The 21,033-nt window shown below is 67.6% G+C and carries 14 protein-coding genes; 2 read left to right on the forward strand and 12 right to left on the reverse strand.

All coding sequences use genetic code 11. The annotated features are described in order from the left end of the window. Positions 1-4: 4 nt before the first annotated feature. From BJ987_RS04990 to BJ987_RS05040, 11 genes are all read right to left on the reverse strand, one after another. On the reverse strand, positions 5-1,750 hold the full coding sequence (locus BJ987_RS04990; RefSeq protein WP_245366550.1) for an alpha/beta hydrolase-fold protein: 1,746 nt from the start codon (positions 1,748-1,750) through the stop codon (positions 5-7). A 1,039-nt stretch (positions 1,751-2,789) separates the two neighbouring features. After that, the gene (locus BJ987_RS04995; protein WP_209885095.1) at positions 2,790-3,824 is read right to left on the reverse strand and encodes an alpha/beta hydrolase; all 1,035 of its coding nucleotides are present in this window, start codon (positions 3,822-3,824) and stop codon (positions 2,790-2,792) included. A gap of 280 nt (positions 3,825-4,104) precedes the next feature. Beyond that, on the reverse strand, positions 4,105-5,172 hold the full coding sequence (locus BJ987_RS05000; RefSeq protein WP_209885097.1) for an alpha/beta hydrolase: 1,068 nt from the start codon (positions 5,170-5,172) through the stop codon (positions 4,105-4,107). Between the two features lie 210 nt (positions 5,173-5,382). Next, entirely contained in the window at positions 5,383-6,438 is a 1,056-nt protein-coding gene (locus BJ987_RS05005; protein ID WP_209885099.1) for an alpha/beta hydrolase, read from the reverse strand. A gap of 222 nt (positions 6,439-6,660) precedes the next feature. Then, positions 6,661-8,559 carry an arabinofuranosyltransferase AftB family protein gene (locus BJ987_RS05010; protein WP_245365826.1) on the reverse strand — a complete coding sequence of 633 codons (1,899 nt, stop codon included), beginning with the start codon at positions 8,557-8,559 and terminating at the stop codon, positions 6,661-6,663. 4 nt (positions 8,560-8,563) lie between these two features. After that, complete coding sequence (locus tag BJ987_RS05015; protein ID WP_209885101.1) at positions 8,564-9,496, reverse strand: decaprenyl-phosphate phosphoribosyltransferase; 933 nt, start codon at positions 9,494-9,496, stop codon at positions 8,564-8,566. Between the two features lie 89 nt (positions 9,497-9,585). Further along, a complete protein-coding gene (locus tag BJ987_RS05020) occupies positions 9,586-10,122 on the reverse strand; it encodes a phosphatase PAP2 family protein (protein WP_209897863.1) in 537 nt (178 codons plus the stop codon). 50 nt (positions 10,123-10,172) lie between these two features. Continuing rightward, positions 10,173-12,140: a glycosyltransferase gene (locus BJ987_RS05025; RefSeq protein WP_209885103.1), complete on the reverse strand. Its 1,968-nt coding sequence runs from the start codon at positions 12,138-12,140 to the stop codon at positions 10,173-10,175. Next, complete coding sequence (gene glf, locus BJ987_RS05030; RefSeq protein WP_209885105.1) at positions 12,137-13,360, reverse strand: UDP-galactopyranose mutase; 1,224 nt, start codon at positions 13,358-13,360, stop codon at positions 12,137-12,139. Before glf ends, BJ987_RS05025 begins: the two co-directional genes overlap by 4 nt. 153 nt (positions 13,361-13,513) lie before the next feature. Further along, a complete protein-coding gene (locus BJ987_RS05035) occupies positions 13,514-14,287 on the reverse strand; it encodes a MerR family transcriptional regulator (RefSeq protein WP_209885107.1) in 774 nt (257 codons plus the stop codon). A gap of 63 nt (positions 14,288-14,350) precedes the next feature. Next, entirely contained in the window at positions 14,351-15,283 is a 933-nt protein-coding gene (locus tag BJ987_RS05040) for an EamA family transporter (RefSeq protein ID WP_209885109.1), read from the reverse strand. Between the two features lie 108 nt (positions 15,284-15,391). Between BJ987_RS05040 and BJ987_RS05045 the strand changes: the two genes are divergently transcribed. Further along, on the forward strand, positions 15,392-15,892 hold the full coding sequence (locus BJ987_RS05045; protein ID WP_209885111.1) for a MarR family winged helix-turn-helix transcriptional regulator: 501 nt from the start codon (positions 15,392-15,394) through the stop codon (positions 15,890-15,892). 250 nt (positions 15,893-16,142) lie between these two features. Here the strand turns inward: BJ987_RS05045 and BJ987_RS05050 are convergent, their stop codons facing one another. After that, positions 16,143-17,669 carry a SpoIID/LytB domain-containing protein gene (locus tag BJ987_RS05050; protein ID WP_245365827.1) on the reverse strand — a complete coding sequence of 509 codons (1,527 nt, stop codon included), beginning with the start codon at positions 17,667-17,669 and terminating at the stop codon, positions 16,143-16,145. A gap of 196 nt (positions 17,670-17,865) precedes the next feature. Between BJ987_RS05050 and BJ987_RS05060 the strand changes: the two genes are divergently transcribed. Continuing rightward, the gene (locus tag BJ987_RS05060; protein WP_245366552.1) at positions 17,866-20,994 is read left to right on the forward strand and encodes an N-acetylmuramoyl-L-alanine amidase; all 3,129 of its coding nucleotides are present in this window, start codon (positions 17,866-17,868) and stop codon (positions 20,992-20,994) included. The last annotated feature ends 39 nt before the right edge of the window (positions 20,995-21,033 follow it).

Consider the following 21,033-nt stretch of genomic DNA (forward strand, 5'->3'; position numbering starts at 1 on the left):
CCGCTCACAGACCGTGAATCTCGGCCTTGCCGTTCTTGACGACGATGCGCCCGAGCTGGAAGTTCTGCTGCACGCCGCCCGGAATCTCGACTTCGTCACCGGTCGGGAAACCCAGCCGTCCGTTCTCGAAGCCCACCGAACGCCACGCCTCGAACACCGGGCCGTCGCGCACCGACCAAGCTCCCGAAAGCGGACTCCAATAGATATAGCCACCCTCGAACCGGCTGTAGCGGCCGAAATCCTTCAGCGGTTGCTCCTCGCTCGCCGGGAAACCCAGCCAGCCGTTCTCGTAGCCCATCTGCTTGTACTTGTCGAGGATCTGGCCCTGCACCCGAAACACCCCGGTCTTCGGGCTGTAGTAGATCGGCCCGCCCTCGAAAGCCTGCACCGCGCCGTCGCGAATCGGCGTCTTCTCTTCCGGCGCAACGGGATACCCGGCCGGGCCGCGCTCGAAGCCCTGCCTGGCCCACTCGCTCAGGATCGCGCCGCGCACCATCTGCGCGCCGGTCTGCGGAGTCCAGTACAGCGAACCGCGCTCGAAATCCTGGACCCGGCCGCGACCGTCGGGCAACCCGCGTTCCCCGCTGATCGGCAGGCCGAGCGGACCGGCGGGACCATTCGCCGCCTGATAGCCGCCACCGATCATCCCGCCCACGGCGTGCGTGCCCGCGGCGGAATCGAACACTCGGCCGCCCTGGAAGTCCTGCGCGGTGCCGCCGGGCACCTGGTACGCGGCGGTGGTGCAATTGCCGAGCCACGGCGCGTGCTGGATCAGGTTCGCCATCGCACCGGCCGGACTGCAGTCGACCGTGCCCGGGTCCACCCCGAGCGCGGCCGCGGCCTGCGGCCAGGACTGGCGCAATTCGAAGTCCCAGTACGCCCACGAATGTGTGCCGGAGGGACGGTAATTCACCTGCGCCGGGATCTGCAGCTTGCTCAGTTTGGTGACGAAGTTCTGCGAGGTCAGCCGGGACAGGATCTCCAAACCCATGCCCGAGTAATTGGTGCTCACACCCGGGATACCGCCGGGCTGGTCGAACGGACCGGCGGTTCCCGAGCCGCTGGAGATATAGAGGCTGGTGCCCTTCAGTTTGTCCGCGAGGGCGTACGGGTCGTGTTTCTCCCACTCCTCGCTGGTCGGCGGGCCCCACATGGCGTTCGCGTCGAACCCGCCCGCGTCGCGCAGCGCGTACATGATCGCCTGCGGCATGCCGAGCGTGGTCGTGGTCAGGAAGCCGGAGTAGGACGCGGCGTACTTCGCGAAACCCGGATTGCGACCGGACAGGAACATGGCGGCGGTGCCGCCCATGGACAAGCCCGCCAGACCACGCACATCGGTGGCGCGCCACTCCCGCTCCAGCAGCGGCGGCAACTCCTTGGTCAGGAAGGTCTCCCACTTGTAGTTCTTGCCGTTGTTCGGCGCCACCCAGTCCGAATAGAAACTGGCCTGACCACCGATCGGCAGCACCACGGTGACATTCTTGTCGGCGAAGAATTCCTCGGCGTTCGCGTCCTTGGTCCAGCCGCTCTCATCGTCGGTGGCGCGCAATCCGTCCAGCAGGAACAGGGTCGGAAACTTGGCGTCCGGCTTGGTATTCCAGTCCCGCGGCAGCAGCAGCTGCACCTGGATCGGGGTGGCCATGGCCGCGGATTCCACCCACACCGCCACCCGCCGGTCCCCGAGCCAAACCGTTTTCTGCACCCGGGATGCGCCGGGGTGCGGCGCGGCCGCGGGAGCGGGCGGTGCCAGAGCAGCAGGAGCCGGTGCAGCAGGAGCCGGAGCAGCAGGAGCCGGAGCAGCGGGTTCCGCTGGAAGACCCGCAGCGGGAGCCTGAACCGGATTCGCGAGATCAGCACTCTGGGCAGGGGCCGGAGCCTCCGCAGGCGCAGGAGCGGCGGGTGCCGGAGCGGGAGGTGCGAGGTCCGCACCTGGGGCGGGAGCAGCGGCCGGAGCCGGAGCCTGCGCCGGGACTGGAGCCTCCGCCGGGACTGGAACCGGAGCGGGGGCGGGGGCGGGGGCCTCCGCCGGAACCGGGGCCGGAGCGGGGGCGGCGGCCTCCGCCGGAACCGGGGCCGGATTCGCCACATCCGCACCCGGACCAGGAGCAGCGGCCGGAGCCTGCGCCGGAACCGGGGCCGGAACGGCAGAAGCCGGATTCGCCACATCCGTACCCGGGCCGGGAACGGCAGCCGGAGCCGGGGCCGGAACCGCAGGGGCGGGATTCGCCACATCCGCACTCGGAGCGGGGGCGGCGGGCGGGGCCGGGGCCTCGGCGGGCGCGGCGGGTTCGGGAATCGGGGCCTGTGCGGGAGTTGGTGTGAGTTCCTGCGCCGGAGCGGGTGCGTCGGACGGCGGGGGAACGGGTTGCGGTGCGGGAGCGGATTCCGGGCCGGGGCCCGCGGCGGGGGCCGGCTCGAGGTGCGGTGGCGCGGGTTGGGGATTTGGAGCGAGGGCCGGCGGTGGGATCGGCGCGGGCTCGAAAACAACCGGGTCGGCCAGCGCGGGTACCGCGGCCGGTGTGATTCCGGCTGCCAGTGGTAGGACCAGCGCCGTCGCGATCAGTGCCAGGCGGCCGCGTCCCATGCGACCGTCACGTCGACCGTTTCGCCCCCGTCTGCTGCCGCTCTCAGCCCCTGTCATAGGTGTTTTGTACCCCGGACCAGGCCGAGAAGCCGGTAGGACGCGCTGATAGCGAGCGCCTATATCCAGATGTGTCCTGCCCCAAACAAACGACGCCGCCGCTTCTGTGCAGAAGCGGCGGCGTCGTTCGGTTCAGGCTGGTATCAGCTCACCAGGCGCCGGTGGCGTCCAGAATTCCCTTGCGGGAGTTGAAGAGCTGGCCTTCCCAGTACTTCCAGGAGTGCGTGCCGCTGGCCGGGAAGTCGAAGAACGCCGGGATGTTCAGCGTCTTCAACCGGGCCTGGAACGCGCGGGTGTTCACCAGCGAGAGCGCTTCCAGCGCCATGGCGTTACCGGTGTTGAACACACCGACGGCACCGTTCGGGCGATCGAACTGGCCGGGCAGGCCGCTCGCCGCCGAGATGTACATCGGCAGGCCCTTCAGCTGCGGCGCGAACACGAACGGGTCCATGCGCAGCCAGGCCGGGCTCCACGGCGCGGCCATCGAGTCGACGTTGTACTTGCCGGCGTCGAGCATCGCGATGCGGATCGCCTCACGCATACCCGGCGCGGAGATGTTCAGGTAGCCGGAGTAGGACGCGGCGTACTTGAACTGGTCGCGGTGGTAGGCGGCCAGGGCCAGGGCGGCGGAACCGCCCATGGACAGACCGGCGACCGCGTTGTTGGTCTTGGAAACGCCGTAGTTGGCGAGGAAGTTGGGCAGCTCTCGAGATAGGAACGTCTCCCACTTGTAGGTCGTCTTCTGACCGTTGGTGTTCGACGGGGAGATCCAGTCGGTGTAGAAGCTGGACTGGCCGCCGACCGGCATCACCAGGGTGATGTTGTCGTTCTTGAACTGCTCCATCGCGTTGGTCTCGAAGGACCAGGCGTTGCGGTCGTCCCGGGCGCGCAGGCCGTCGAGCAGGTACAGCGCGGCGCTACCGCCACGCGAGGCCCACTGGACCTGCACCTTGATCGGACCCATGGCCGAGGGGACCATCAGTTCTTCGTAGCCGCCGGCCGGCGCGCGCAGCGCCGGAGCGGTGATGGGGGCGGCGACAGCGGTCGGAGCGGCCACACCAGCGGCGATCGGCAGCGCCAGCGTGGCGGCACCGACGGCCAGAATTCGATTACGCCAACCGCGAGGTTCGCTTCGCCGGCCCGGCTGAGTACTCTTCGGCGCGGCGGCCCTGCCGAAACGCATGAATTCTGCTCTCTTTCTGCTGTTGTGGCATCACTCGAGACGCACGCCACATTCGTGCCACGAGCCCGACCTCTCGGCACAACGGCGGCGCTACAACGATCTGGTCACACACTCGTGCTCCAAGAGCACAAACTGTGATCGTGCGGTGACGATACCGCGTCGGCGGCGTGATGTCGTCCCCTGGGCCGGATTTTGTTATGCCGGTCCGGATTTCACCGAATAAAGACGACCGCCCGGCACCTGCGTGCCGGGCGGTCGCTATCCGAGCTTGCTATAGTCGTCAGCCGATATTCGCCGAGAGATCCGGCACCATCCGCGCCGCCTCCTCGATCCAGTTGTGCCAGTTATGGATACCGAACGGCGGGAACGAATACACCGCGTTGCCACCGCCCAGGCTGTCCATCCGCGCCTGGAACGCTCTGGTGTTGATCAGTGCCAGCCACTCCAGCGGCATGCCCTGGACGACATCCATCGCCGTATGGATATCCCCGTCCATCGGCCATCCACTACCCGCCGCTATCCACAGCCGGGTGCCGTTCTGAACCAGGTTGGGCGCGAAAACGAATGGGTCCATCCGCAGCCAGCTCGGGCCCCACGGCGGCGCCATCGAGTCCACGTTGTAGCCACCCGCGTCGATCATGCCGGCCCGGATCGCTTCCCGCATGCCCGGCGCGGAAATGTTCAGGAACCCCGACATCGCGCCGGCGAAGCTGAATTGGTCCGGGTGATAGGCGGCCAGGGTCAACGCCGCGCTGCCGCCCATGGACAACCCGAACACGCCATTGCGATAGGGGTTGAATCCGAGCCGCTCGCTGAGCGCGTTCCGCAGGTCGCGAGTGAGGAAGGTTTCCCACTCGTACCGATAGCTCTTGCCCGGTCCGGTGGAAATGACGTTCAGCGCACCGGAACCCGAACTCGAGCCGGCGTTGGGCGGGGCGCCGAAGAACGAACTTGGCGCGTTCCAGTCGGCGTAGAAGCTGGACATGCCGCCGACCGGCATGACGACGTTGATATTCCAATCCGCGAGTATGGCGGGGACATTCGTTTCGATTTCCCAGCCGCTCAGCGTTTCCGGCGCGCGCATACCGTCCAGGGCGTAGACGACACGATGGGTGTTGCCGTCGCGGGCGCGCAGGATGCGCGATTTGATCGGCCCCATCACCGGTGAGTCCACCCAGAAGTCGAAAGCCGCTGGGTCGAGCCCGGCTCGCGCTTCCGGAGCGCTGACGGAAGCGGCCGCGCCCAGTGGGAACAGCAGCGCCGCAACTAAGGTCAGAACCACGGGCTCGAGCCGGGCGCGCGAGGTTGCTGAACTTCTCGGCCTCCGTATCCAGCGGGCAATTCGCATTCGACTCGACCTCTCATTTCAGACGATCAGCCAGCAAATCTGAGCAGCAACAGCCAAGAATGCCTACATGTTGCTGGAAGTTGACCCGCGCTACAAGCACCGGGCGTATATAGCCCTTGCGATTCGTTGCCGCCGGGTGCCGCGGATGTGCCCGAAACGAAAACCGCCCGGTGCGCGAACGCACCGGGCGGTGGGAGAGACTACGGCCGACTAGCCGATGGTGGCCGACATATCCGGAATCATCCGGTAGGCCTCGGCCTCCCAGTTCGCCCAGTTGTGGATACCGGCGGACGGGAAGCTGTAGGTGACGTTCTGGTAGCCCAGCGTCGCCATACGCACCTGGAAGGCACGGGTGTTGACCAGCGCCAGCGCTTCCAGCGGCATGCCCTGGATGACATCCATCGGGTTGTTGATGTCGCCGGCCTGCGGCAGCGCGCTACCGGCGGCCACCCACAGGCGGGTGTTGTCGGCCTTCAGCCGCGGCGCGAACACGAACGGGTCCATCCGCAGCCAGGCCGGACCCCACGGCGGGGCCATGGCGTCGATGTTGTAGCCGCCCGCGCTGATCATGGCGACGCGCAGCGCCTCACGCATGCCCGGCGCGGAGATGTTCAGGTAGCCGGAGAACGAACCGGCGTAGTTGAACTGGTCCGGGTGATAGGCGGCCAGGGTCAGCGCCGCGGAACCGCCCATGGACAGGCCGAACACGCCGTTGCGGACCGGGCTGAAGCCCAGGCGGTCGCGCAGCGCGTTCTTCAGGTTCTGGGTGAGGAAGGTTTCCCACTTGTAGGTGTTCGCCTTGCCGAGGGTCTCCTGCCAGCCCGAGGAACCTGTCATCGAGGACCCCGAGGAGGAACCGGACGGGCCGGAGCCGGTGGCGATACCCATGAAGGTGCTCGGACCGTTCCAGTCCGCGTAGAAGCTGGACGGGCCGCCGACCGGCATGACGACGTTGATGTTGGCGTTGACCAGCGCGGCGGGCACGTTGGTCTCGATTTCCCAGCCGTTTAGGTCGCCGCGGGCGCGCATGCCGTCGAGCACGTAGACCACGCGGTTGGTGTTGCCGTCGGCCGCGCGGAAGACGCGCGACTTGATCGGGCCCATGCTGGAGTCGACCCAGAAGTCGAAGCCCGTCGGGTTGAACGCGGCTTGCGCGGCCGGGGCTCCGGCGGCGACGGACGCGCCGAGCGGCAGTACCGCCGCCAGCGAAACCAGTACCGACTTCTTAAGCCAAGAACCGGCTCTCCGGACTCTGAGGCGTCGCATATTTCTGTGGGGCCTTTCCCTCATCGCGGCCGAGTTCGGCCGCCTTCGACGATCAGCCCCGCCGGAATCTGCCCACGCAGAGTGGACGCCCCCGACGGGCGCACTTTCACCGAGGGTATCGCTCCATCGATGCCCTCGCGTTATCAAACCGATATGACTGAGGCGCATGACACGTTTACGACCCTTTGTGAAGTGCACGGATTTCTTTGCCGAGCGTCCCCATTATCGCGGCGGATCCGGATAGGGGTTCACCAATCCACAGCGCTCGATCTCGTACTTCGGCACCCGATCCATCCGGTATTTGGCGAAGGTCAGCGAATGGAGCAGGTTGTGCTTGAACCGGTCCCAGGTGAGCGGATCGCGGTAGGAGATGAGCAGCGCCTCGGTCGCCGGGCAGGACATCGCGGTGCGCGCCTGCGCTACCCACTTCTCGTCCAGGTACCACGGCATCCACGGCTTCACGTCGACCATGCCGGCCTCGACGATGACCCAGTCCGGGTACAGGCTCTTGTCGTGCCCGATCCGGCCGTCGGCGAGCCGCTCGGTGTGCGCGGCCAGCGGATAGGCCAGGCCCATCGGATCGATGACGCGCACGTCCAGCGGGACGTTCATGCTGGTCATGCCCAAGTTCAGAAAATACACCGTATGCCCGGCCCCGCCCTCGGGGATCGGCAGCGGCGGCGGCGCGACGTACCAGAACATGAACGACGGGGAGTTCAGCAGCACGCCGCCGTTGGGGTTGGCGGCGATGTCGTCGACCATGGCCCGGATGCGCGGGTAGTCGAGGTAGTCCTCGGCGCGGATCGGATGGTCGTGGCCGGTGTTGAGCACGTAGTAGATGCGCTCGTCCACGATGCCGGACGGCCGGATGACGGTGCCGGTCTTGATCGCGGTGGTGCCGGCGGCGAACAGCGACCAGCCGAGGGTGCCGATCCAGGCGAGCAGGATGCCCGCCAGCGCCCAATTCATCCCGCGGCCCGGCGCGGGCAGCTTGATCGGGATGACGGCGACCGGCAGCAACAGCAGGAACAACTGCGGCAGCAGCATGCGTCCGTGCATGAAGTCACCGCCGACGCGCAGGGCGTAGACGGCGAGCAGCAGCCCGGCGCCGATCACCATGGTGACCACCGCGCCGGGTGAGCGCAGCCATTCCCGGAACCGCCGCACGGTCCAGGGCTGCCGTTCGCCGTGCGTGCGGCGCAGGCGGGCGGCGAGCACACCGACGACGAGCAGCAACAGGACCGGGAGGTAGAGGTGGTACGGCCCGGCGAAGTCCCACAGGTAGGTGAAGCCCTGGCTCCACTTCGCACCGCCCGCGTCCTTGGCGACGGCGGTGTTCGGGTAGGGCAGGCCGTAGTAGCCCATTCGCCAGATCTGGTAGCCCAGCGGCACCAGCCCGGCGACGGCAACGATGAAGGCGCGCAGGAAGATCGGCCGCAAGCGCGACTCCGGCATCGGCGCCAGGAAGATCATCAGCAACGCCAGCGCGCCGACGAGCGTCATCTCGGGGCGGATCAGCGGGGCCAGTCCGGCGAGGAAGACCAGACCGAACAGCGCGGGCATGCGCACCCGATCGGCCCGCGCCCAGCGCATCATCAGCCACCAGAGCAGACCGATCCAGCAGATGACCAGGCCGCTCTCCAGACCGGAGGTGGCGTAGTCGCGGGACGGCGGCAGCGCGACATAGACGAGCACACCGGCCGGCAGCAACAGCGCCGAGGTGGTCCCACCCCACAGCCGAGCCGACCCGAGCATGGCGAAGATCACGGCCAGGATCGACATCGTGAGCGCGATGCCGAGCACTACGTACTCCAGGCGGGCCTGGGTCACCCAGCTGAAGAACCACACCAGGTAGGTCCAGGCGGTGCTGGTGTTGGCTTCCACGCGTTCGCCCGCGTTGAACACCGGTCCGTTGCCCGCGAGCAGGTTCCGGATGGTGCGCAGCACGATCAGGCCGTCGTCGGCGATCCAGCGCCGATTCCAGCCGCCGACCGCGAAAAGCACGGCGGTGAGCACGATCCCACCGACGAAGGTGGTGCGGGATAGCACAGCGAACCGCGAGGCGGAGCGCTCGTCACGCTCCGCCTCGTCTCCGATCCGCTCCACTTCCGCAACCAACATCTCGTCAGGTGAGATAGACAGCGACACCTACCGCTCCGATCCAAGCGATTGCGAGGAACTGGAGGATCCGGTCCCCCAGCGCGATCTCTTCGGGCTCACCGGCCTCGCCGCCATCGACGTCGACCGCGTAACGCAGGACTGCGATGGTGAACGGCACCATCGAAATCGCGTACCAGATGGTTTCGTTCTTCTCGCCCTGCTGGAACGCCCACAGACCATAGAAGATCACCAGGGCGGTCGCGGCGAGGGTCCAGATGAAACGCAGATATGTGGGGGTGTAGTACTCCAGCGACTTGCGGATCTTGGCGCCGGTACCCAGCGCGATCTGCAGTTCGGCGTAGCGCTTGCCCGCCGCCATGAACAGCGAACCGAACGCCATCACCAGCAGGAACCACTGCGACAGATCGATGCCCGCCGCCGCGCCGCCGGCCACCGCGCGCAGCAGGAAGCCCGAGGACACGATGCAGACATCGAGCACCGCCTGATGCTTCAGGCCGAAGCAGTAGGCCAGCTGGATGCCGATGTACACCGACATCACGATGGCCAGATGCCAAGAGGCCAGGAAGGACAACAGAATCGAACCGGTCAGCAGCACCAGCGCCAGCCCGTAGGCCAGGTTCACCGGCACCACTCCGGCGGCGATCGGGCGGTACCGCTTGGTCGGGTGCGCGCGGTCGGCGTCGACGTCCATCGAGTCGTTGACCAGATAGATGCCCGAGGCGGCCATACAGAACACCACGAACGCGATCGCCACGTTCCCGAGCACGCCGAAATCGCCGACCACATCGGGACCGGCGGCCAGCGGCGCGGCCAGCACCAGGACGTTCTTCACCCACTGGCGCGGCCGCATGGCCTTGATCACCCCGCCGGCCAGTGTCTTCGGCGGACCCTTGACGACCGCTTCGGCTAGGTCCGTGCTGGTCGGCTCCTCGCTCATGCCGCCGCCTCGCTGGGGTTCGGCTCCGGCACGAGCGACACCTCGGCTGTGCTTATTGCTAGCATCCTCAGTCTTTTCCTCGGCAGTGGTCACGACTTATCGAGTCTCTTTTCGGCGGCAAGCACCACGGCGGCGGACGCGGCGCCGAGCGCGGATCCGGCGAGCACGTCGGAGGGATAGTGCACTCCGAGGACGACCCGGGAGAGCAGCATCGGCGGAACGAGCACCGCAGGCAAGGGTAGCCCGGTCAGCCTGCCGAGCAACACGGCAGCCGCGGTCGTGGAGGTGGCATGCGAGGACGGAAAGCTCAACTTGCTCGGCGTGCTCACGTTGACCTGCACCGACGGATCGTTCGGACGGGGACGACGGACCACGCGTTTGATCACGATGGAGGCGGCGTGCGCGCCGACCGCGCCGACCGCGACCCCGGCCCACTGCCGGCGGCGGGGCTTGTCGACCAGCCACCCGGCCGCGGCGATGCCGACCCAGCCGAGCGCGTGCTCACCGAAGTGCGACATGCCCCGCGCGGCCGAGACCACCGCCGGGTTCGCGCCGATCGTGGACTGCACGGCGTTGAGGATCGCGACCTCGGGTGGCCGGTTCGCCTGGGCGGGACGATCTTCCACGCTGAACTCGTCCGGTAGTGCGTCCGCGGAAAAACTCCGGTGCACGGCGTTCACTTCTGGTCGCTCCCCTTCTCGGCACGGTCTGCTTGCTGCGCGGGCTCCGCGGCTCGGATGCCGAAGGCCTTTTCCCACGCGGCGGTGCTGGTGAGTTCCGGATGCGCGGCACGATAGCGCTTCTGCATTTCCGGGAACCGGGCGGCCAGTTCCTTGCGCAGCCGCATGGCCTCTTTGAACAGGCCGAGCGCCTGGCGCGGATCCCGCTTGCGGTAGACGACGCCGCGGCCGTCGGCCGTGGTCACGGTGACACCGTCGACCTGCGAGAGCAGGAACCAACGCGCGTCCAGCGTGGGCACGTTCAACTGCGGGGTCTGGTGATGTTCGGTGTGCGCGGGCTTGACGTTGTGCACCAGCCCCTTGGCCAGGCGGACCACCTTGGCGATCGGGTTCGGCGGCTCACCGACCGCGCCGACACCGAGGTGGCTGGCCAGCGGCAGTTCGGTGGAGGACGGGAGGATCACCGCGTCCGGGAACTGCTTGCGCAACTCGTGCACCGCGCCCAGGGCGCTCGGCAGCAGCTGGAACAGCCGCTCCGGTCCGGCCAGGAAGTCCTTGATCGCGAGATTCTGGATCGCGACGGTCGAATACTCCAGGCAGAGCAGGTGCTTCAGCGTCGCCTTGATGGTGTTGACGACCATGCCGCGGCCGTTGCCGGGCAACTGCAGCGAGGCCACCACCAGGCGGTTGCGCAGGTGGAAGTAGGCCTGCCAGTCGATGGCGTCGTCCTTGTCGCTCCACGCCATGTGCCACACCGCCGCGCCGGGCAGGGTGACCGTCGGGTAGCCGTGATCGCGGGCGCGCAAACCGTATTCGACGTCGTCCCACTTCAGGAACAGCGGCAGCGGCTGCCCGATCTCCTCGGCCACCTGACGCGGGATGACACAGGTCCACCAGCCGTTGAAGTCGACGTCGATGCGCCGGTGCAGCAGCTTGGAGTTGTCGCGATCCTTGAGCGGATACTTCGAGAAGTCGTGGTCGTACTCGACATTCGGGGCCGAGGACCACATGAAGACGCCGCGATCGACGACCTCGCCCATGGAGTGCAGGTGCGAGCGTTCCTGCAGGTTCAACATCTGCCCGCCGACCAGCATCGGCGATTTGGTGAAGCGGGAGAAGGCGAGCGCGCGCAGGATCGAATCGGGTTCGATCTCGATGTCGTCGTCCATGTAGACGATGTACTCGGCGTCGGAGTGCTTCAGTGCCTCGTACATGACGCGGCTGTATCCGCCGGAACCGCCGAGGTTGGGCTGATCGCGGATGACCAGCCGGTCACCCAGTGTCGCGGCGGCTTCGGTGAAGCCGGGCTCGTCGACGACCTTGCGGTTGCCCTGGTCGGCCACGATGACCTTGGCGACGTGCTCGAGCACCAGCGGGTCCGACCCCAGGGCGGCAAGGGTTTTCACCAGATCCGTGGGCCGGTTGAAGGTCGGCATGCCGCAGGCGATGGTGCCCGCGCCGGGCGCTTCGACGGGCGCGTACCAGCCGCCGGACAGCAGTGTGACCGCCGTGTCGGTGGTGATGTCGAACCACAGCCAGCCGCCGTCCTCGAACGGACCGAGGTCGGCCTCGAACTCGACGGTGGTGGAGTCGGCGCCGGGCGCTACCGCGAACTCGTCGCCCTGCACGTGGATCCGGGAACCGTCCGCTTTGGAGCGATACAGGTCGACCCGGCCGTGGCCGGCCAGTTCCAGCCGCAGCACCACCGACTTCAGAATGCTCCAGCGGCGCCAGTAGCTGGCGGGCAGCGCGTTGAAGTAGGTGCAGAAGGAGACCTCGGATTCCGCGCCGATGGACAGCTCGGTGCGGGTGGAGGCGTGCGCGCGGCGCGCGTTGGTGGTCGACTCCTCCAGGTAGAGGGTGCGCACGTCGAGCGGCTCACCCGGGCGCGGCAGGATGATGCGCGCCAGCAGCGAAATCGCGCGGGTCTCGGTCACTTCATCGATCATCGACGGCGAACTCATGCGTTGTCCTCATCCACGAGGGGGGCGCCGGACTCCAGGTGCGGGCGCAGCACATTGTCGAACATATTGAGCGCGCTGCCGATCGCCATGTGCATGTCCAGGTACTGGTAGGTGCCCAGGCGGCCACCGAAAAGCACCTTGCGCGAAGCGGTTTCGGCCTTGGCGCGCTCGCGGTAGGCGAGCAGCTTGGCGCGGTCCTCGGGGGTGTTGATCGGGTAGTACGGCTCGTCGCCGGTCTGCGCGAAACGGGAGTACTCGCGCATGATGACCGTCTTGTCCTGCGGGTAGTCGCGTTCCGGATGGAAGTGGCGCGGCTCGATGATGCGGGTGTAGGGCACGTCCGCGTCGTTGTAGTTCATCACCGAGGTGCCCTGGTAATCACCGGTTTCGACCACTTCGGTCTCGAAATCGATGGTGCGCCAGCCCAATTCGCCTTCGGCATAGTCGAAGTAGCGGTCCAGCGGGCCGGTGTAGACGACGGGAGCGTCCGGGTTCTGGGCCCGCAGCTCGTCGCGCACGTCGAACCAGTCGGTGTTCACGCGGACCTCGATGAGGTCGGAGGCGGCCATGTTCTCCAGCCACTTCGTGTACCCCTGCTTCGGCAGACCCTCGTAGGTGTCGTTGAAGTAGCGGTTGTTGAAGTTGTAGCGCACCGGCAGGCGGGTGATGTTGCCGGCGGGCAGTTCCTTCGGGTCGGTCTGCCACTGCTTGGCGGTGTAATCGCGCACGAACGCTTCATAGAGCGGGCGGCCGATCAGCGAGATGGCCTTTTCCTCGAGGTTCTGCGCATCCTTGGTCTCGACCTCGGCGGCCTGCTCGGCGATCAGCTTCTTGGCTTCGTCCGGGGTGAAGTAGCGACCGAAGAACTGGGAGATCAGGCCGAGGCCCATCGGGAACTGGTAGGCCTGGCCCTTGTGCATCGCGAAAACGCGGTGGTTGTAGTCGGTGAACTCGGTGAACTGGGTGACGTAATCCCAGACGCGCTTGTTCGAGGTGTGGAACAGGTGTGCACCGTAGACGTGCACTTCGATCCCGGTTTCCGGTTCCGGCTCCGAATAGGCGTTCCCGCCCAGGTGGTGGCGGCGATCGAGGACCAGCACGCGTTTGCCGAGCTGGGTGGCAGCGCGTTCGGCGATGGTCAGGCCGAAAAAGCCCGAACCGACGACGATCAGGTCGAAAGTGGAGTTTGCGGAGTTACCGGGGGACGATGCGACGGTCACGGGAGCCCAGAGTATCGGAAGTGCGCAACCGCGCTGGGTGCAGTCACGGCGGGCACGACTTTGCGACAGATTTCACAGCGTGGGCGGCAAATGGCGTCGGCCTGCCGGAGGCGCCCGCACCGGCTGTGCGGGCGCCGTCGGCGTTCGGCTACGTCAGTCCTGATGGGTCTCGGCGTAGATCTTCATGGCGTCCCGGACGAATTCCGCGGTGCCCGCCCCGTGGACGTCGTAATTGGCCCGGAAGCGGTCGTCGGAGACATACATTTCGCCGATGCAGGCGAATGTCTCCAGCGGGACCGATTTGCCGCCCCAGCCCTGGCCCATCCAGGCCCGGTGGCGGGCCGCGAGCGCCTGGACCGCGGCGCTGTCCGGGGTGTGACCGGCGGCGCGGGCGTCGGCGAAGCCGAGCGAGATGTCCTGCGCCTCCTGCTGGAACGCCTGCTTGCCGGCCTCGTCCAGCGAACGCCACCATTTGTCACTGTCGGCGTAGGCCTGTTTGCCCCACCGCTCTTCTACTTCGTCCTTGTACTGGGTGTGGTCGAACCCGTCGAAAACCTCTGCGGCCACGAGCTTCTCACCTCTTTCCGTCTTGTGCAGCGTGGTCAGTACCGAGTCGATCCGGCGCCGGATCCGATCCTGTTCTTGCCGTAGCAAACCCAGGTGCGTGCGCAGTGCGGTGGTCGTATCCTGTTCTCCGGCAAGGACTTCGGCGATGGCCGGCAGGCCGAGGCCGAGTTCCCGCAGCAGCAGGATGCGTTGCAGCCGCACGAGGGAGTCCTGGTCGTAGTAGCGGTAGCCGTTGGCGCCGGTCCGGCTGGGCGGCAACAGCCCGAGCTGGCCGTAGTGGCGCAGCGTGCGGCTGGTGGTACCGGCCGCCTTCGCCAGATCCTGGATGGACCATTCGCCGGTGCGGAATGCCGTACTCATCACCAGTTCTCCTTCCCGTTTCTCGTCGGTGGAACCAGTCTGCAAGTTGACGTAACGTCAAGGTCAAGCCTTTACCAGTATGCCCTCCACCTGCGGCGGCGCGACGGGTCGCAGCGTGCGCACCCGCGCGGTGGTCTGGCCGAGGACCGTGCCGCCGAGGGCGACCGCCATACCCAGCATCTGCAGTGGAGTGAGTGCCTGACCGAGGGCGATCCAGCCGATCACGGCCGCCGACACCGGCGACAGCAGCCCGAGGAAGGCGACCGAGGTGGCGGGCACCTTGGAGATGCCGCGCAGCCACAGCCAGTAGGCGCCGGCTGTTCCGATGACGCCCAGGTAGAGGTAGCCGCCGATGGCCGCACCGTCCAAGGCGGGTGGCGCGCCTTCGATGACCAGCGCGAGCGGGGCGATGAACAGTCCGCCGGCGGTGAGCTGCCAACCGGTCATACCGAGCAGGCTGACGCCCTCCGGACGCCCCCAGCGCTTGGTGAAGATGGTGCCGAGCGCCATCGACGCGGCACCCGCCAGTCCGGCGACCACGCCGACGGCGTCGAGTCGCGCCGTGCCCTGCAACACAACCAGCGATACCCCGGCGACACCCACCAGCGCCGCGAGAGCCTTACGGGTGCTGAGCTTTTCGGCCAGCACCAGGGCCGCGAATCCGAGTGCGAACATCGGCGCCACCGCACCCAGTACTCCGGCGACACCGCCCGGCAGCCGGTAGGCAGCCAGGAACAGCAGCGGGAAGAACGCGCCGATATTGAGGAATCCGAGCACGGCCGCCCGCCCGATCCACGCGCCGTGCGGCAGCGTCCGGGTGAAGGCGAGCAGGATCAAGCCCGCGGGCAGCGCACGCATGAGCGCGGTGAACAGCGGGCGATCCGGAGGCAGGAACTCGGTGGTGACCGCGTAGGTGGAACCCCAGACGATCGGGGTGAGGGCGGTGAGCGCGAGAGTGGCGGCGGGTGAGCCGGTTCGCACTGCGGGGGTTGTCATGGCGTTCGCTCCTCATTGATAATCTCAACGTTGAAATATCTACTCGCCGTGGTGTCTCAGCGTCAAGTAGATGAACGTTAAGATTTTCGATATCGAGAGGAGCTGTGGATGAGCGACGCGATCGACCTCATCACCGCCCAGTGGGCGCGCGAACGCCCCGACGTGGACGTCACCCCCATGGCGGTGATCGGCCGGATCACCCGCCTCGCCCAACTCCTGGAGGCCGAACTCAAGAAGTTCTTCGCCGGACACGACCTGGAATTCTGGGAGTTCGACGTGCTCGCCACCCTGCGTCGCGCGGGCGCCGAAACCGGGCTCACCGCAGGCGCTTTGAACCGCTCCGCCATGCGCACCTCAGGCGCGATCACCAACCGAGTCGACCGGCTGACCGCCCGCGGCCTGGTGCAGCGCGCCGCCTGCCCCAACGACCGCCGCGCCATCCGAGTCCAGCTCACCCCCGAGGGCCGCGCCCTGGTCGACAAGGTACTGCCGCTGCACATGGCGAACGAGAAACGCCTACTGGAAACCCTCGGCGTCGACGACCGGACACAGTTGGCCGACCTCCTGCGCGACCTGGCCGAGTCGCTGGGTGACACCAGCCTGGATTGAGCGGGGTCGACCACGGCGCGGTGCGGGGTCGTGCGCCTTTGGGGAGACGAGCACTGTGGGGGCCGAATACCCATGCGGTCGGCTCTGTCGAACTTCGGCGGCGCAGGGCTCCCAGGCTGCGGCGAAAGCCGAGTACTTGGTGTGACAATTGCGTAGGCGGGGTTATTCACTCGGGGTGGATACTGTCGACCTCCACTTGTTCCGACCGCGCGAAGGTACTCGGCGGTGCTGGAGACTGCAGGTGCCGGAGCTACCCATTCGGGTCTACACCGCCGAGTTCCGGCTGCGCGGAAATGTGTTCCGGCGCAACCAGTTCCACCTCGCCATCGAATGCCGGAGCACCAGCCTGCGCGGGAATGCCGGGGTCGGGCGGCGATGCGGCGGCGGGTTGTGCTGGTGGCACTGCGAGTTCAGGGGTGGCCGGTTCATGGTGCGTCGAATCTGCGTATGGTGCAGGGATATTCACCGTCGGTCGCGGGGTGGGGGTGGAGGCGGTGTGGGGTGGGATAGTGGCGGCCGGTCCGGGTTGGGCGACGCCGCCGGGGGCCAACTCCATGAGCGTGGTGAAATCGACGACGCGCGCGCCGAGGGCGGGGGTGGCGACGATGATGCCGTTGGTGAACATGCGGTAGCTGCCGATGCTGCGCGGTAGACGCAGTTCCGGGCCGAGGGGCGGGCCCAGCGCGCCGGAATCGCCGCCGAGCCTGCGGAATTCGAGGTCTATCGGCGATGTGGTTTCCGCGGCTTGGACCATTGGTTCCGGCACGTGCCCGATGCCGAGTTCGGCGGGCGTCGGGCCCACTTCGAAGGTGTGGATGTCGGCTGGACCGCCGCCGTCGGGGGCGGAGGAATATTCCGAGCGCAGGATTCGGCCGTCGCGCAGCAGTACGGCGCCCGCGGTGGCGTGGACGGCCTCGGCCGCGCGCGGGTCTTCGACCACAGTGCCCGCGTAGACCTGGCAGTCGGTGGTGTCGCAGGTCTGGGCGTAGGGGTAGCGGGATTCGGCGAGCACGTACGACCGGGCGGCGACGGCCTGCGCGCGCAACGCCTCACCCGCGCCCTTGTCGGCCCAGTTCGCCTGCATCTCGGCGGGGACCACGCCGAGCAGATAGTCCTCCACGTTCACCCGGTTGACGGTGCGCGCCACTCCGTCCTCGGTGGCCAGACCGAGTGCGCCGCGATAGCCGGTGCCGTTGCACAGCATCAGATGTTCGGCGGCGGGGCGCCCCGGATTCGGGTCGAGGGGGTAGACCCACGGATCACGGGTCTCGGTCTGCCACAGCACTTCTCCGTCGCATCCGACGGTCACGACGACATTCGCACCGCCGTCGGGCAGTGCGGTCAGGTGGGCGACCTCGCCGGGCGCGAGCACCTGTCCGGCAACCCGCAATCCCGCCTCGGCGTAGGTGTCGAGCGTGGAGTCGTCCTGGGCGGTGAGACGCACCGCGACGGTGGTCGGCGGGATGGTGCCGAGCGTCGCGCCCGGATAGTAGTGCTCGAGGATGCGTTCGGCGGCCCACCCCTGTACCGCGTTGTCGAAGGCGCCGTGCTGACTCATACCCCTGCCATGTCCCGGTCCGGCCAGCTGCCGATACTCGGCGGGCCAATTCACCCAGGTCAGCAGCATTCCGGCGAGGGCCGCCGCACATCCGGTGACCAGCAGCGGGCGCCACGTTCCGGTCAGTGCGGACGGCCGGATTCTGCGTCTGCGGGGCGCTTTGCACAGGCCGCCGGGGCGGCGGATCCGATCACCAAGAGGGCGTTGTCTGCGTCGCATTCGTTCACTCCCACCGGTTTCCGCCGACCGCATCGGTTCGGTAGCCGTCGGCATGTCGCTGCATCGGGGCAGAACTCGGAAGCTACATTCGAGCAATCCTCAACTTGACATCTAGACATGTGACATTTGTTGCTTAGTGTGATCGGTGATGCATCAAGAAGCAAGCACATGTGAGCCCGGTTCGACCTGAATGGAGATGCTCGTGCCGTACCGCAGACCGAAACGTTCCTACGTGCTCCCGGTGGTCACCACCCTCGCGGTTTCGGCCCCGCTCGCAGCGCTGCAGTTGGCCGATTCCACCGAGTACCGCTCCGCGAACGACAGCGAATTCGCCGCCGTCCCCGCGCAACTGGCCGAGGTCGTGCTCAGTTCGGTCCCCGAGATCACCCTGCCGCTGCGCGAACTCACCGGATTGGAGCTGCCGGACCTGCGCCTGTCCGACTTACGCAGATTGCCGCTCCCGGCCTCGATCCCGGTCCCCGAGGGACTGCCGCTGCCGCCCGGAGTCGAGCTACCCAGACAGATCCCGCTCCCCAGATTGGGTTCCGATCAGGACCCCGGCAAATACTCGATCCCCGGACAGAGCCCCGCGGCGCCGACAGCGCCCGCCACCAACGGCCAACCGGCCCCAGCTCAGCACCCCAACTCGACCGGTTCGACGCCCGGCCCATCGGCCGCGGTTCCCGGTCAGACTCCCCCCGCGAGTGGCCAGATTCCTGGCAACACCGCCACGGTTCCCGGCACACCCTCCGCGCCGAACGGCGCAGTTGCCGCTCCGGCCGACACACTGGCCGCACCAGCCAGCACACCTCCCGCGTCCAACGGCACACTTGCCGCTCCGGCTGGCACACTGACCGCACCGAACGGCACACCCGCGGTTCCGGCCAATACACTGCCCGCGCCGAACAGCGCAGTTGCCGCTCCGGCCGACACACTGACCGCACCGAACAGCACACCTGCGGTTCCGGCCAGCACACGCCCCGCGCCGAACGGCACACTCGCCGCACCGGCCGCACCGAACGGCACACCCGCGGTTCCGGCCCACACACGCCCCGCGCCGAACGGCGCATTTGCCGCACCAACCGGCACACTTTCCGTACCGAGCCCCGGCCTCGAGAACCAGGCGCCGATGGCTTTCGACCAAAGTTCCGTCGAGGCATTGCTAGGCATGATTTCCAGTGCGTCGAATCCGGCCGATACCGGCAGGCCCGGCGACTCGGTGCCGACTGCGCAGGCGCCCGCGCTTCCCGCAGTGGCTCCACACACCGCTCGGTTCGTCGCCGATCCAGTGGACAACTCGCTCCCGGGGCCGCCGCATATCACCGCCGTTCCGGCCGGACCGCCGCACGACGCAAAGGATTTCGTCGGCAACCCGACCGCACCGGCACCAGCCAGCGCCGCACCGATTCCCGGAACCTTGCCCGGCACAACGGTTCTCGCGGGTGACCCGATACCGGCGAAGCCGAACGGTCCGATCTTCGGGCCTGAAACCAGCCCGGACACACCGGCTCTTACTCCCGGCGCCATCCCAGCGGAGGTACTCGAGCAGGTCGGCGCACAGGTGAAGGAACTGTCCCGGGACAAACCGTTCAGCATGGTGGCCCTCACCGCCAAGGATCTCGCCGGCACCAAGGCGATGGTCCGGGCCAAGCAGCCCGACGGCAGTTGGGGTCCCTGGTACGAAACCGAACCCGTCGACACCCACCGCAACGACCGCGGCGCGCCGAGTCGGACCAGGGGTACCGAGCCGATCTACGTCGGCTCCACCAAGGCCGTGCAGATCCTGGTGACTCGCAAAGAAGCGGTTCAGCGCGCACCCGAGCAGCCCGCTCCGATCGCCACTCCGAAACCGGAGGGCGAGCTCCAATTCCCCAGCGACGAAGAAGTTTTCGGCCGGGACGTCCTGTCCCCGTTGACCGCGGTGCTGATCGATCCGGGTCGCGGTGCGATCGACAACGCCCGCACGGCGGTCGCCGCGGAACTACCCGGCGGCGGTCCGAACGTCATCAGCCGAGCGGGCTGGGGCGCGGACGAATCGATCCGCTGCGAAGACCCCACCTATGACGACTTCCTCGGCGGCGTCACCGTGCACCACACCGCGGGCCGCAACGACTACGACAAGTCCGAGTCCGCCGGCATCGTCCGCGCCATCTACGCCTATCACGCGAAAACGTTGGGCTGGTGCGATATCGGCTACAACGCCCTGGTCGACAAGTACGGCCAGATCTTCGAAGGCCGCGCCGGCGGTTTGGACAAGCCGGTGCAGGGCGCGCACGCGGGCGGGTTCAACGAGAACACCTCCGGTGTGGCACTGATGGGCAACCACGTCTCGGAGCCGCCGACCGACGCCGCGATCGACGCCATCGGCCGGTTCGTCGGCTGGCGCGCCAAGCTCGCGGGACTCGACCCCCAGGCATCCACGGTGATGGAATCCGAGGGCACCGAGTTCACGCCGATCCCGCAAGGCCAAACCATCGATCTGCCCATCGTTTTCGCGCATCGCGATGTCGGCAACACCACCTGCCCCGGCGACGCCGCCTACGCGATGATGGACCGCATTCGCGAGATCGCGGCCGACGCGCCCGCCCCGGCGCCGCGCGCCTCCCAGCCCCAGCAGCGAAAAGCGAACACCGCGCCCACCACCATGGGCACTCCGAAACCCGCCGACCCGCAGACCGCCGAGAGCACCGAGAAACTGGCCGCGCTGACCCAACGACTGCTCGGCATGCTCAACGACAACGTCATCGCCAAGCACTGGGCGGCCAAGGGCGGCGCGAGCGGCCCGCTCGGCGCCCCGCGTTCGGAGCCGATGCCCGCCGCGCGAGGCGGACAGTACGCCAAGTTCGTCAACGGCTACGTCTACAGCCCGCCGAACGGCCAGGTCTTCGAAGTGGCGGGCAGCATCCTCGACCGCTTCCTCGCGCTCGGCGGCGACACCGGCCTGCTCGGCCTCCCCGTCAGCAACGTCTACCCGGTGCTCAACGGCCTGCGCTCGGATTTCCAGCACGGCTCCCTCATCGTCAACGAGTTGAACGGGATCATCACCACGGTCTGGAAGGAAATCAACACCGACCCATACGGCCCGCCCACCGAGGGCTCCGCCCCCGCAAACGTGGCGGCTCCGGCCGACTCCCCCACAGCGTCCCCGGCGCCCGCTTCGGTCGATACTCCCAACCCGGCGCGAGCCCCAGCTGCGGTTCCATCACCCGCCCAGGCCGACGCCCCCGCGGCCCAAGCACCGCCAGCGATCGATGCCCCCGCTCCAGTCCCAGCACCCGCAGCGATCCAGGCACCCGCCGCGGTCGATGACGCCGCTCCGAACTGATTCCCTGCAGCGGGCGGGGCTTCGCTCAGCCGTCGCCGC

This window comes from Nocardia goodfellowii (assembly GCF_017875645.1).
Lineage (GTDB): Bacteria > Actinomycetota > Actinomycetes > Mycobacteriales > Mycobacteriaceae > Nocardia > Nocardia goodfellowii.